We start from the raw sequence: 13,204 nt of genomic DNA, 5'->3' as shown, positions 1-13,204 counted from the left end.
TTAAATTTCACTAAATCATAAGCTAACACTGAAATACGTGGGGAGGGAATGGACTTTTTAGCGCAAGATTTGCTGGCGAAGTTCGGTCGGCGTGATACCGCGCATGGCTTTGAAACGGTTACTAAAATGGCTGGTCGAGCTGAAGCCGCACTCCAGCGCAATGGCCGTGACGTCCAGCGCGCTGCCGCGCAGTAAGTTCTCGCCCTGAATCAGCCGCGCATTCATCACATACTGATGGGGCGCCATGCCCATGCTCTGTTTGAACATGCGGGCAAAGTGGAATTCGCTCAGCTCCGCCAAGGCCGCCAGCTCGGCCAAGAGCAGCGACTGGGAAAGATTGGCGTGAATATACTCTTTTACCCGGTTAAGTACCGCAGGCGACAGCCCGCCGCGCACCGTCGGCAAGGCCCACTGTAGCTGGGTGTAGTTTTTCACCAGATGGGCCATCAGCAGCGTGGATGCACTGCTGAGCATCAGGTGGTTACTGCGCTCCTGCCACTGGCTGCTGAGCAAAAACTGGCGATAGAGCAGCGTGATTTGCGGGTCTTCGGCAAAAGTTCGCTCTTCCAATTGAATGCTCGCTGGTGTGCGTTCCCACGTCTGCTCGACCAAATGCAGCAGATGCTCATCACTGCAATACAGATGCACGAAGGAGAGATCGTCGCGCACGTCCCAACTCGACACATTATTTTTGGGCATGATGCAAAAGCGATCCGGGCCACCGCCGTTCCGCCAGCCGGAGCGCGTTTTATGATAGGTTTCATAGCCATCCGCCACGTAGAGGCTCAGAGTATGGTGGTCAGGATTCTCCTGCGTGACGCAGTCATTCTTGTTCGACCAGGCGGCGAGCTTAATACCAGAGCCTAACTCCACGCTGTCGTGCAGGACAGCATGATGCTTCCTGAGCGTTTCGAACGCCTGATAAACCTTGCCCATGGTGCGCACCGTCGGAATGAATGAGAGCGCTAAGTGTAACGGTTTGGCGGGTACGGAGGCCAGTTTTTGAGCTTTCGCCCGGAAAAAAAAGCGCAAGAATATGCAAACCCCAGCAGCCCGGTGCAAGCGCGGTCGCGGCAAATGCCGCAGAATTCCGCCTTTCTATACCGGGGATTGAACATGAACGCGCTGTTATATATTTCGATTATTTTGGTCTGGGGCACGACGTGGTTTGCTATTTATCTTCAGCAAGGTGATGTTCCTGCGTCAGTTTCTATTTTTTATCGTTTCCTGCTGGCCGCCATCCTGATGCTGATTGTCATGCTGGCAACCCGTCGCCTGCGCCGCCTGCCGCTGCGCGACCACCTGTTTTGCATGGTGCAGGGCTGCTGCGTGTTCAGCTTCAACTTCTACTGCTTCTACCATGCTGCAGCCTATATTAGCACCGGGCTGGAATCGGTGATTTTCTCCATGTCAGTGCTGTTCAATGCCTTTAACGGCATGCTGTTCTTCCGCCAAAAGCTCGCGCCAACCCTGATCCCGGCTTCTATCCTCGGTCTGGCGGGCATTGTGACCCTGTTCTGGCACGACCTTTCCGCGTCCCATATCGCGCCAGAATTACTAAAAGGCATTGGCCTGAGCCTGCTCGGCACCTACGGTTTCTCGCTGGGCAATATGATCAGCACCCGCCACAAAAATCGCGGGCTGGACGTGTTCTCCACCAACACTTACGCGATGTTTTATGGCACCGCAGTGATTGGCGCGCTGGCTCTGTCGCAGGGTGAATCCTTCGCCATCGACCTGACGCCGCAGTATATCGGCTCACTGATTTACCTCGCCGTGTTCGGCTCGGTAGTGGCGTTCGGCATCTATTTCAGCCTGGTCGGGCGTATCGGGGCCAGCCAAGCGGCTTACAGCACCCTGCTGTTCCCACTGGTGGCGCTAACTGTCTCCACTTTCGGCGAAGGCTATCAGTGGCACGTTAACGCAGTGATTGGGCTCGGCATGATCCTGCTGGGGAATTTCGTGATGTTCGCCAAACCTAACTGGTTCAGCGGATGGCGTAAAACGGATAAAGCATTGAGTTAAATCTGGTTGGCCTGAGGGATCAGGCCAATAGACTTTCTCCACCAATCAGCGGAATGATTCTGGCAAGTACATCATCAAAAAGCTGAGGTTCAGCTCGGACAATAAACTTGGCCTTACGCTGCCGCCAATCAAGTGTGTGAATTAACGTGGTGGCGACAACACTAGGAGTTTCAAGGTTATTGACCAATACTTCCGTCGGCGCTCCCCGAATACTGCTGCTGATCGGTGTACATATCACCAAGCCAGTGACGGTGCTGTAAGTTTCATGAGAGAGGATAAGGGCTGGACGGTACTTCCCTATTTCTTTGCCTTTCGTCGGCTCAAAATCCAGCCAGCAAATATCTCCGCGTTTGGGTATATAAATCAAAAATCTAACTCCCTGTCCTTAGGTTCTACCAATTCATCCGCATGGGCGGTGTAGGCACTCAATCCCATCAGTAAATCTGCTTCCGTCACGTTTTTCTTCTCGGCTTTACGAATATGCAAACCCTCTTCCGTAATTTCGACGTCTACGACATCCCCTTCTTCAAACTGTGGAATCGACTTCAAATTTCCTGACAGCCTGAGCGCAATGCTGTTACCCCATTTCTGTAATGTAGCTTGTGTTCGCATCGTATATTCCTTCATCAATGTATCTACAAGGAGTATACGCAATAAAGCCCGCCGCTGACTATGCAGTGACGGGCTTTATCATTTAAATATCAGATCTGCCTTCAGATAAAATTCTGCAATAAACGATCTTACATCGCAGGCTTCAACAAATCTTCCAACCCAATACGGCGGAACAACTCGGTGCGGCCATCCATGTGACCGGGGTGAGCGAGCGCAGCCAACACCCCCACAACTCGAAGTATGACGGGGATGAAGGGGATTTAGATGATGCCGCCATTAGCGCGCAGCGTCTGGCCATTGATCCATGCACCATCAGGACCAGCCAAGAAGGCAACCACGGCGGCAATATCTTCTGGCTGGCCGAGGCGTTCCAGAGGAGCCACTTTTGAAATGGTTTCAATCAGTTGCTCTGACTTACCGTTGAAGAACAGGTCAGTGGCCGTTGGGCCTGGAGCTACCGAGTTGACGGTGATTTGGCGCCCGCGCAGCTCTTTGGTTAACACCCGGCTCATGGCTTCCACCGCCGCCTTGGTGGCAGCATAGACGCCGTACGTTGGCTGGTAGAGGCCCACCACGCTTGAAGAGAAGTTAATGATTCGGCCGCCGTTACGCATGCCTTTCGCCGCTTCGCGCAGGGTGTTGAAGGTGCCTTTCAGGTTGATATCAATCAGGCTGTCGAAGGTGGCATCGTCAGTATCAGCAATGCTCGACAGCGGCATTACGCCCGCGTTATTGACCAACACGTCGATGCCGCCGAAAGCCTGCTCGGCGCTGGCAAACATTTTTGCCACAGCCGCAGAGTCACTCACGTCTGCCTGTGCGCTCACTGCGCGGCCACCCGCCTGTTCGATTCTCTGCACCAACGCGTCAGCGGCTTCAGCACCACGGGAGTAGTTCACAATCACGGTGAACCCCTCTTTCGCCAAACGTTCTGCAATCGCCGCGCCGATGCCCCGTGACGCGCCCGTTACTAAAGCCACTTTGTTTTGAGCTGTGGTTGTCATGTTCTCTTCCTCGTCATTGATTAATTAGTCAGCAGCGTTGCTCACCGTTGAACAGAGAGTAGTCCATTGAACTTTTCGAATAATTACCTAATATTCGTTAACACTATCCGAATAACTCGAACAATAAAGAGAGCCAAAGATGGATAAACTCGACAGCATGCGGCTGTTCACCCGCGTGGTAGAACTGCGCAGTTTTACCCAGGCCGCGCAGGATCTGGATTTAAAACGTTCAACCGTCACCGACGCCATCAAGCAGCTGGAGCAGCGGCTGAATGTCCGGCTGTTGCAGCGCACCACTCGCCACGTCAGCGCGACGCTGGATGGTGAAGCTTATTATCAGCGCTGTTTGCGGATTTTAGCTGACGTCGAGGAGGCCGAGATGGCTTTTGCCGGAGCACAACCCAAGGGGATTTTGCGGGTAGACGTGCACGGCACCATGGCACGCTACTTCGTCCTGCCGGGCCTGCCGGAGTTTCTGGCGCGCTATCCCGACATAGAAATGGTGCTGAGCGAAGGGGATCGCTTGGTGGATTTGGTACGCGAAGGCATCGACTGCGTGATCCGCGCCGGTGAGCTAAAAGACAGCGATATGGTGGCGCGATCGCTGGGGCAGCTTGAAGAGATAACCTGCGCCAGCCCTGATTATTTGCAGCGCGTCGGCACGCCAAAAACGCTGGAAGATCTCCAGGGACATCAGATGATTGGCTATCGCTCGACCGCCACTGGCGGCTTATTGCCACTGGTGTTCAACGTTGAGGGCAAAGTGCATTCAATGACCCTGCCCACCACGCTTTCGGTGACCGGCGCAGAGAGCATGAAAGAAGCCGCCAGACGCGGGCTGGGCATTATTCAGGTGCCGAAATATGGTTTAACCGAGGACTTACAAACCGGCGCATTGGTGCAGATTTTGCCGCAGTTCCCCCCTGCTTCGATGCAAGTTTCCCTGCTTTACCCGCGTAACCGCCAGCTGTCGCCAAGAGTGCGGGTGTTTATTGACTGGATGGTGAAGGAGTTTGCGACCAGAAATCAGTAAATGTTACAGCACCATGCTGACCAGCCTGAGCTGTTCAATGTCCTGCAACGGCGGCGCGCCAAAAGAGCGGCGATACTCACGGTTAAATTGCGAAGGGCTTTCATAACCGACCTGAAAAGCCGCCGTGGCGGCGTCGAGGTCCCCCGCCAACAGCAAACGTCGCGCTTCCAGCAGGCGAATTTGCTTTTGATATTGCAGCGGACTCATGGCCGTTAGCGCCTTGAAGCGATGATGCAGGTTGGAGACGCTCATGCCCACCAGCTTGGCTAACTCCTCCATGCGCAGCGGTTTGGTGAAGTTCTGTTTAATCCATATCACCGCGTCGCTCACCCCTTTGCCCTGATAATAGGAAAGCAGGTGGTGGTAAAACGCATCGCATTTTGGGTTAGTGATCAGCCGATAGAAGATCTCCTTTTTCACCAGTCCGCCCAATGCCTGCAGCTCCTGCGGGTTGTCGAGCATGCTAATCAGCCGTAAAAACGCGTCCTGTAACTGCTCGTCAGAATGGGCCACATAGGCCGCCACGCTGCTGCCTTGCCCTGTGGGCGGCGCGACTTTCATGTCGATCAGCAGGTCGGCCATTTCCGGGATATTCAGGTCAATGCGTACGCCAAGGTAAGGCTCATCCTGCGTCGCCCGCGTCACTTGCCCGGCAATCAGCATATCAATGGCGGCCAGCACGTAGCTGCCCGCACCGTAATCCGTCACTTCCTGGCCGATCAGCACGCGCTTTCCACCCTGTAACACCATGCACACCGCGGGTTCCAGCATGCCCTTCTTCATGTCGGTCGGCTCGGCGTAGCGAATGAAAGACAGCCAGGGCAGCGCGGTTTGCAGCGTCACTTCACTGGCGTCGAGACCGGCATAGCAGGCCGTTACCCGCTGACGCAGCTTGTGCAGCGTCGGCGAATCCTCGAGATGTGAACGGCTTGTTGGCGGACTCTCTGGCTGTCGATTCATTATGCGTTGCTCGTTATTAGCGGTTGGTCATCAACAATGCTCTTTGGCTCAAGATACGCCTCTAGCCCATAGGTGCCAAATTCTCGGCCCATGCCCGACTGCTTGAAGCCGCCAAACGGCGCATCGGGCACGTCGTACATACCGTTGATGAACACCCGCCCGGCGACGATTTTCGACGCCACGTAGCGCGCTTGCTCAAGGTTCTGGCCACTCACGTAGCCGTGCAGGCCATAGACCGTGTCGTTAGCCATGGCGATGGCCTCTTCAACGTTATTGTAGGTCAGCACTGAGATAACCGGACCAAAGATCTCTTCGCGGGCGATGGTCATTTCAGGCGTCACGTTGACGAACACCGTCGGTTTGACGAAATAGCCGCTCTCCAGCCCTTCTGGGCGCCCTTCGCCCCCGCACAGCAGCACTGCGCCTTCGGCCACGCCCTGACGAATGTAGTTTTGCACGCGCTGATACTGCTTGGCGGTGACTAATGGGCCGATGAAAACATCGCTCTTGGCCGGGTCGCCGACGGTAAGCTGACCAATCGTGCGTTTAATCTGCGCTTTCACCTCTTCAAAACGGCTCTGCGGCACCAGCAGGCGAGTCCCGGCCAGACAGGCCTGCCCGCTATTGATGGTGCCAATGGTCAGCGCCAGAGGAATGGCTTTTTCCAAATCGGCATCTTCAAGAATCACGTTGGCCGACTTACCGCCCAGCTCGAGCGTGACGCGTTTCATGGTGTCCACCGCGCCGCGCGCGATGGTTTTACCCACCAGCGTTGAACCGGTAAAGGAGATTTTGGCAATGTCCGGGTGGCGAGTGATTTCTGCGCCGACCACGTCGCCACGCCCGGTGACGATATTGAAGAGGCCCGGCGGCAGTCCGGCGTCGTGCAGGCATTCGGTGATGGTTTGCGTCTGCGCCGCGCTCAGCTCGCTCGGCTTGATCACCACCGTGCTTCCCGCCGCCAGAGCCGTCGCCATTTTGTTGGTGATAAAGCCATAGTTGGCGTTCCACGGCGTGATCAGGCCGACGACGCCCATGGGTTCCATCACTACTTTAGCCTGCCCGACATAGCGAACAAAATCGTACTCTTGCAGCAGTTTGATAGTTTGCAGGAAAGCGCCGGAGGCGCGCGCTACCGTGCCTTTTGCCATCCAGCCCGCGCCGCCGTATTCGGCGATCATCACGGCTTCCAGCTCATCGGCCCGCGCCAGCACGGCGTCATGCAATTGTTGCAAATATTGGATACGCTGGGCTTTGCTGGTCTGGGAGTAACTGACATAAGCCGCTTTGGCGGCGGCAATCGCCCGCTGGGTATCAACTTCATCCGCCAGACGCACCTGCGTGACCACCTGCTCGGTCACCGGGTTTATCAGGTCCATCACTTCGCTGCCGTGCGGGATGACAAACTGGCCGTTGATATAAATCTGGTTGATCTGCTTTATCGTTGGGGATGACATGAATGACTCCGCTGCGGCCAAGCCGCTCAGTGAATGAACAATCATGTTAGGTGGCGGAGGGAAATCAGCGGTAGACCGATACTGTGGAAGGATTGCCTAATCCTGCTGTTCGGGAGTAAGTTGAATCATCAATAATTGGAGTATGAAGAGCGATGACCACATCCAGCGTATTACTGCATATTGGCCCTGAACAGACTGAGATAACTGTCCGCACCGCCGGGCGCGAAGACCTCCACTTGCTGCTGACACTGGGTTCCCAGCTCACCTCGCTGGCCTATTTTCGCCATACGCCGCCCACGCCCGCCGAGCTGGAAAATGCCATTATGGTGGTGGAAGACGAGCTGATGCGCGTACGCCACGACATCCCGTCAGGGGCGCGAGTGAGCAGCAGTGATAACGACATTCGTGCGATCGCGCGGCTGGCCGGAGTGGCGGAAAATGAACAGATGCCGCTGTCGGTGGAGGCCGTGGAGCGCACTTTTGATCGTCTGGCCTTAGTGATTAATGGCCGACCGGCCAGCTTTGAAGGCATCCCCGAGGGCAATGACTTCGCCGCCACGCTGCTGATCCTGCGCGAATTCATGCACCATTTGCAGTTCGAAGAGATTGTGGTGCAAGGCGCGAAGTTCGAGCTGTAAGTCTACAACCTGAATTTACGACAAGTCGTGCAGCTCTTTTTTCAACGCTTTGGTGAGGCTGATGTCGCTGAATTCCACTGCCAGTCCGGCACGCTGCGGCGTACAACACATTAGGCCAGCGTGAATGCTTTTCGCGCCGGGGAATGGGCATAAACGCAGCAGCGGCCAGACCCGGCCATCCGTGGAGTATTGCACCCGCAAGCAGCCTTCGGTCAGGGTGACGCGCATCCAAAAATCTCGCGGATCGCCAGAAAAAATCCCCGTCGCCCAGTCAGAATTCTCATTGGTCAGCACGCTACCAATCATCGGTTGGCCGTCGTTGAACTCGATGCCCGCCTTCAGCCAGTGGCTCTCGTCGGCAGTCACCATGATGCCCGCCTGATCGTACAGCGTGGTGAAATCACTGCGCACCCGCACCTGTAGGGTGAAGTCCTCTGCCACGTCCCAGCCATAAACATGCCCGCTAAAGCGGTTGAAGCCGTACCAGGTATTGCTCCAAAAATCGGTGGTGTCATCAGTCACGGCGCGCAGCACGCCATCTTGCTCCGACCACTGTTGCGGCGGGTTAATCCAGCGAGGAGTAGAATTCATGGGCTGTTCCTGGGCTAAAGAGTGAAAAGGTAAGGATAGAGGGGATGGCCGAAAAAACAAAAAAGCCCCTTTCGGGGCTTCTTTGTTTATGGACCCAAGTGCTGAAGGACCATAGTTTCTGAGTCATATTGCCGCTGAGGGCAAAGGATCAGAACGGGATATCGTCATCGAAATCCATTGGTGGTTCGTTGTTCTGCGCTGGCGCGTTGTTTTGCGCAGCTGGGCGAGCTTGCTGACCGCCGCTGAACTGGTTGCCGCCTTGTGGCTGCTGAGGCTGGCCCCAACCGCTCTGGCCGCCAGAAGCCTGACCGCCGCCTGCTGGTGCGCCGCCGCCGGCACGACCGCCAAGCATCTGCATGGTGCCGCCCACGTTAACAACCACTTCGGTGGTGTATTTTTCAACGCCAGCCTGATCGGTCCATTTACGGGTTTGCAGTGCACCCTCAATGTAAACCTGAGAGCCTTTTTTCAGGTATTCGCCTGCCACTTCAGCCAGCTTGCCGAACAACACCACGCGGTGCCATTCAGTTTTTTCTTTCTGCTCGCCGGTCGCTTTGTCGCGCCAGCTTTCAGATGTCGCCAGAGTGATATTGGCTACGGCGCCGCCGTTAGGCATGTAGCGGACTTCTGGGTCTTGACCCAAGTTACCGACGAGAATGACTTTGTTTACGCCTCTGCTGGCCATGTGGATTCTCCTGATGATGTATGTCGTGGTTGAAACCACAGTTTGAAGGTGAGGAATTCACTTTGTGCCATTATAACCATAAAACGTAGCGTCCGTACCAAGGATGTCATTCCTTGGAAGATTCATTCCAGTTTGTTTATGAAACCCTCGATCGTTACATGGGATACTGGATATACATTCAGGTTTTCTTGTGCGAGGAGATTTATTTTGTGTCATAATTGCCCGTTATGTTCTTTCTCTGTGCCCGATTCGTTGACCGCCGCGATACAGATTGAGCGACGGCCATCGGCACGGTGAGCTATCACGTTAATCCGGGAATGATGAATGGATAAGATCGAAGTTCGGGGCGCACGCACCCATAATCTCAAGAATATCAACCTGATTATCCCGCGCGACAAACTGATTGTTGTCACCGGCTTATCGGGTTCAGGTAAATCCTCACTGGCGTTTGATACTCTCTATGCGGAAGGCCAGCGTCGTTACGTTGAGTCGCTGTCAGCCTATGCTCGCCAATTTTTATCCTTAATGGAAAAACCGGACGTTGACCATATTGAAGGTCTTTCTCCGGCGATTTCGATTGAGCAGAAATCCACGTCGCACAACCCGCGTTCGACGGTCGGTACCATCACTGAAATCCACGACTACCTGCGCCTGCTGTTTGCCCGCGTGGGTGAGCCGCGCTGCCCGGACCACAATGTGCCGCTGTCAGCACAGACCGTCAGCCAGATGGTCGACAACGTGCTGGCGCAGCCGGAAGGCCAGCGCCTGATGCTACTGGCGACCATCATCAAAGATCGTAAAGGCGAGCACACCAAGACGCTGGAAAATCTGGCGGCGCAGGGTTACATCCGCGCCCGTATTGATGGCGAAGTCTGTGATCTGTCCGATCCGCCGAAGCTGGAGTTGCAGAAAAAGCACACCATTGAAGTGGTGGTGGATCGCTTTAAAGTGCGCGAAGACATCGCCCAGCGTCTGGCGGAATCTTTCGAAACCGCGCTGGAGCTGTCCGGCGGTACCGCCGTGGTCGCCGATATGGATGACCCGAAAGCCGACGAGATGCTGTTCTCCGCTAACTTTGCTTGCCCGATTTGTGGCTACAGCATGAGCGAGCTGGAACCGCGCATGTTCTCGTTTAACAACCCGGCCGGTGCCTGCCAGACCTGTGACGGCTTAGGCGTACAGCAGTTCTTCGACCCTGAACGCGTGGTGCAAAACCCAGAGCTTTCGCTGGCGGGTGGCGCAATCCGTGGTTGGGATCGCCGCAACTTCTACTACTTCCAGATGCTGCGCTCCTTGGGCGAGCACTATAAATTCGACGTGGAAGCGCCTTATAGCGAGCTGAGCAGCGACGTAAAACACGCCATCCTGCACGGCTCCGGCAAGGACACCATCGAGTTTAAATACATTAACGATCGCGGTGACACCTCGATTCGTCGCCATCCGTTTGAAGGCGTGCTGCACAACATGGAGCGCCGTTATAAAGAGACGGAGTCCAGCGCGGTGCGCGAAGAGTTATCCAAATACATCAGCAACCGCCCATGTGCGTCCTGTAAAGGCACCCGCCTGCGCGAAGAAGCGCGCCACGTGTTTGTGCAGGAGACCACGCTGCCACAGATTTCTGATTTCAGCATTGGTCATGCGATGGAATTCTTCCAAAACATGAAACTCAGCGGCCAGCGCGCCAAAATTGCTGAGAAAGTGTTGAAGGAGATTGGCGACCGCCTGAAATTCTTGGTCAACGTCGGGCTGAACTACCTCTCTCTCTCGCGCTCGGCAGAAACCCTGTCCGGCGGCGAGGCGCAGCGTATCCGTCTGGCAAGCCAGATTGGTGCTGGTCTGGTGGGCGTGATGTACGTGCTGGATGAGCCGTCAATCGGCCTGCATCAGCGCGATAACGAACGCCTGCTGGAAACCCTGATCCACCTGCGCGACCTCGGTAACACGGTGATTGTGGTCGAGCACGACGAAGATGCGATCCGCGCCGCAGATTATGTCATCGACATCGGTCCGGGCGCTGGCGTCCACGGCGGTGAAGTGGTGGCAGAAGGCTCGGTGGACCAAATCATGGCGGTGGAAGCCTCGCTGACCGGCCAGTTCCTCAGCGGCAAACGTGAAATCGCGCTGCCAGAGAAACGCGTCCCGGCCGACCCCACCAAAGTGCTGAAGCTGTCTGGTGCCAAAGGCAACAACCTGAAAGACGTCACCCTGACGCTGCCGGTGGGCCTGTTTACCTGTATCACCGGCGTGTCCGGCTCGGGTAAATCGACGCTGATCAACGACACCCTGTTCCCGCTGGCCCAGCGCGAGCTGAACGGCGCGACCATCGCCGAAGCGGCACCTTATCGTGAAATCGACGGTCTGGCGCACTTCGACAAAGTTATCGACATCGACCAAAGCCCAATCGGCCGTACTCCGCGCTCTAACCCGGCCACTTATACCGGCATTTTCACTCCGGTTCGCGAGCTGTTTGCCGGCGTGCCTGAGTCACGTGCGCGCGGCTACAACCCTGGGCGTTTCAGCTTTAACGTCAAGGGCGGGCGCTGCGAAGCCTGTCAGGGCGATGGCGTGATTAAGGTCGAAATGCACTTCTTGCCGGACATTTATGTGCCGTGCGACCAGTGCAAAGGCAAACGCTATAACCGCGAAACGCTGGAAATTAAGTACAAGGGCAAGAGCATTCACGAAGTGCTGGAAATGACTATCGAAGAAGCGCGTGATTTCTTCGACGCCGTTCCTGCGCTGGCGCGTAAGCTGCAAACCCTGATGGACGTTGGCCTGACTTACATTTGCCTTGGCCAGTCAGCCACTACGCTGTCCGGTGGTGAAGCCCAGCGTGTGAAACTGGCGCGCGAGCTGTCGAAACGCGGCACCGGCCAGACGCTGTATATTCTGGATGAGCCGACCACAGGTCTGCACTTCGCGGATATCCAGCAGCTGCTGGCGGTATTGCACCAGCTGCGTGACCAAGGCAACACCATCGTGGTAATCGAACATAACCTGGACGTGATTAAAACGGCGGATTGGATTGTCGATTTAGGCCCGGAAGGCGGCAGCGGCGGCGGCGAGATTTTGGTCTCCGGCACGCCGGAAACCGTAGCGGAGTGCAAAGAGTCGCACACCGCGCGCTTCCTCAAGCCTATCCTTGAGCATCACAAGCAGAAAGCCAAGAAATCGGCCTAATGCTTCTCACCCCTTCTCCTGCTTTGGGAGAAGGGGTGATCCTCCTGCCTTCAAATCAAGTATGAATCTGCGGTAACTGCCCCAGCCTGTCACAGGCAAAATCCCAAAACGTTCTCACCTTGCGCGGCATCCTTTCCACCTTTTGCGCCACCAATTGCACCGGCATCGGCAGCGGCTCGTCGTTGGGCAACAATCTCATCATGGTCCCAGCAGCCAAATCGTCAGCCACCTGATAACTCAGCAGGCGCGCAATCCCGTGCCCGGCGCGTACCGCCAGCAGCTGGGACTCCACTTCGTTAAACATCAAACGGGGCGAAAGCTTAACGCGCAGGCCATCCTCCCTCGGGCCAAAACGCCATTCCCGGCGCGGGGATTTTAAAGTGCTGAGAATGATTTGGTGCTCGGTTAACTCGGCGGGTTCACGCGGCTGGCCGTGCTTAGCCACATACTCACGACTCGCCACTAGCATGCGAGTCACCTCTCCCACCTTGCGTGCCACCTTGCCCGAATCCTCCAGATGCCCAATGCGAATCGCCAAATCCAGACCTTCGTCAATCAGGTCCACATTGCGGTCATTGAGCAGCATTTCGATTTGCATATCGGGATGCAGCGTGAGGAATTCCATCACCAGCGGGGCAATGTGTTTACGGCCAAACTGCACCGGCGCGGTGATACGCAGCAGGCCGCTGAGCTGGGTTTCGGCGGTGTCGAGCAGGGCATCCTGGTAGTGCCCAATCAGCAACTGGGCCTTTTCTGCCAGCCGCGCCCCGGCCTCGGTCGGCGCGAGGCGTCGCGTGGTGCGTTCAACCAATCGCGCACCAAATCGCTGCTCAAGTGAGGCGATGGCGCGGGTGATGGCGGGAGCGGAGCGCCGCGTTTTACGCGCCGCCTCGGCCAGACTGCCGTGTTGCAGCACCGCCACGAAAATTTCCAGCTCGTCCAAACGGTCCATATATTATTCCACTTACTGCAAGGGTATATTTCAATATTGGCGGATTCACTTTGTTTGTTGCAAGAGT

13 protein-coding genes are annotated in these 13,204 nt (G+C 55.9%); 4 read left to right on the top strand and 9 right to left on the bottom strand.

Annotation, left to right across the window (positions count from 1 at the left end; all coding sequences use genetic code 11):
- Positions 1 to 57: 57 nt before the first annotated feature.
- Complete coding sequence (locus SBO83_RS09090) at positions 58 to 936, bottom strand: AraC family transcriptional regulator (RefSeq protein WP_353503488.1); 879 nt, start codon at positions 934 to 936, stop codon at positions 58 to 60.
- Positions 937 to 1,116: 180 nt separating this feature from the next.
- On the opposite strand from SBO83_RS09090, the gene SBO83_RS09085 reads away from it, so the two are divergent.
- Positions 1,117 to 2,025, top strand: a complete 909-nt coding sequence (locus tag SBO83_RS09085; RefSeq protein ID WP_353503489.1) for a DMT family transporter — start codon at positions 1,117 to 1,119, stop codon at positions 2,023 to 2,025.
- Positions 2,026 to 2,044: 19 nt separating this feature from the next.
- On the opposite strand, the gene SBO83_RS09080 is transcribed toward SBO83_RS09085, so the two are convergent.
- The 3 genes from SBO83_RS09080 to SBO83_RS09070 all read right to left on the bottom strand — a co-directional run bounded on the left by SBO83_RS09080 (position 2,045) and on the right by SBO83_RS09070 (position 3,641).
- The gene (locus tag SBO83_RS09080; RefSeq protein ID WP_324254481.1) at positions 2,045 to 2,389 is read right to left on the bottom strand and encodes a type II toxin-antitoxin system PemK/MazF family toxin; all 345 of its coding nucleotides are present in this window, start codon (positions 2,387 to 2,389) and stop codon (positions 2,045 to 2,047) included.
- Complete coding sequence (locus tag SBO83_RS09075; protein ID WP_353503490.1) at positions 2,389 to 2,637, bottom strand: AbrB/MazE/SpoVT family DNA-binding domain-containing protein; 249 nt, start codon at positions 2,635 to 2,637, stop codon at positions 2,389 to 2,391. Before SBO83_RS09075 ends, SBO83_RS09080 begins: the two co-directional genes overlap by 1 nt.
- Positions 2,638 to 2,897: 260 nt before the next feature.
- Positions 2,898 to 3,641: an SDR family oxidoreductase gene (locus SBO83_RS09070; RefSeq protein WP_396131275.1), complete on the bottom strand. Its 744-nt coding sequence runs from the start codon at positions 3,639 to 3,641 to the stop codon at positions 2,898 to 2,900.
- A gap of 139 nt (positions 3,642 to 3,780) precedes the next feature.
- Between SBO83_RS09070 and SBO83_RS09065 the strand changes: the two genes are divergently transcribed.
- Entirely contained in the window at positions 3,781 to 4,674 is an 894-nt protein-coding gene (locus tag SBO83_RS09065) for a LysR substrate-binding domain-containing protein (protein WP_396131273.1), read from the top strand.
- Between the two features lie 3 nt (positions 4,675 to 4,677).
- Here the strand turns inward: SBO83_RS09065 and SBO83_RS09060 are convergent, their stop codons facing one another.
- Positions 4,678 to 5,634 (bottom strand): AraC family transcriptional regulator, encoded by a 957-nt coding sequence (locus SBO83_RS09060; protein WP_396131271.1) that lies wholly within the window; start codon positions 5,632 to 5,634, stop codon positions 4,678 to 4,680.
- On the bottom strand, positions 5,634 to 7,091 hold the full coding sequence (locus SBO83_RS09055) for an aldehyde dehydrogenase family protein (RefSeq protein WP_396131270.1): 1,458 nt from the start codon (positions 7,089 to 7,091) through the stop codon (positions 5,634 to 5,636). The genes SBO83_RS09060 and SBO83_RS09055 overlap by 1 nt, the downstream gene beginning before the upstream one ends.
- Before the next feature lie 152 nt (positions 7,092 to 7,243).
- Here SBO83_RS09055 and SBO83_RS09050 point away from each other — a divergent pair, with 152 nt between their 5' ends.
- The gene (locus SBO83_RS09050; RefSeq protein ID WP_396131268.1) at positions 7,244 to 7,729 is read left to right on the top strand and encodes a hypothetical protein; all 486 of its coding nucleotides are present in this window, start codon (positions 7,244 to 7,246) and stop codon (positions 7,727 to 7,729) included.
- A gap of 15 nt (positions 7,730 to 7,744) precedes the next feature.
- On the opposite strand, the gene SBO83_RS09045 is transcribed toward SBO83_RS09050, so the two are convergent.
- Both SBO83_RS09045 and ssb1 read right to left on the bottom strand, forming a co-directional pair.
- The gene (locus tag SBO83_RS09045; RefSeq protein WP_396131267.1) at positions 7,745 to 8,320 is read right to left on the bottom strand and encodes a DUF1349 domain-containing protein; all 576 of its coding nucleotides are present in this window, start codon (positions 8,318 to 8,320) and stop codon (positions 7,745 to 7,747) included.
- 148 nt (positions 8,321 to 8,468) lie between these two features.
- Positions 8,469 to 9,005, bottom strand: coding sequence for a single-stranded DNA-binding protein SSB1 (gene ssb1 / locus SBO83_RS09040; RefSeq protein ID WP_353503498.1), 537 nt, complete (start codon positions 9,003 to 9,005; stop codon positions 8,469 to 8,471).
- 324 nt (positions 9,006 to 9,329) lie between these two features.
- On the opposite strand from ssb1, the gene uvrA reads away from it, so the two are divergent.
- The gene (uvrA, locus tag SBO83_RS09035; protein WP_353503499.1) at positions 9,330 to 12,185 is read left to right on the top strand and encodes an excinuclease ABC subunit UvrA; all 2,856 of its coding nucleotides are present in this window, start codon (positions 9,330 to 9,332) and stop codon (positions 12,183 to 12,185) included.
- A gap of 55 nt (positions 12,186 to 12,240) precedes the next feature.
- Here uvrA and SBO83_RS09030 read toward each other — a convergent pair whose 3' ends face one another.
- A complete protein-coding gene (locus tag SBO83_RS09030; protein ID WP_396131266.1) occupies positions 12,241 to 13,137 on the bottom strand; it encodes a LysR substrate-binding domain-containing protein in 897 nt (298 codons plus the stop codon).
- Between the last annotated feature and the right edge of the window lie 67 nt (positions 13,138 to 13,204).

Origin of the sequence: Ewingella allii (genome assembly GCF_044430645.1) — a bacterium.
GTDB lineage: Bacteria > Pseudomonadota > Gammaproteobacteria > Enterobacterales > Enterobacteriaceae > Ewingella > Ewingella allii.
This window is presented reverse-complemented; position numbering and strand designations above follow the sequence as displayed.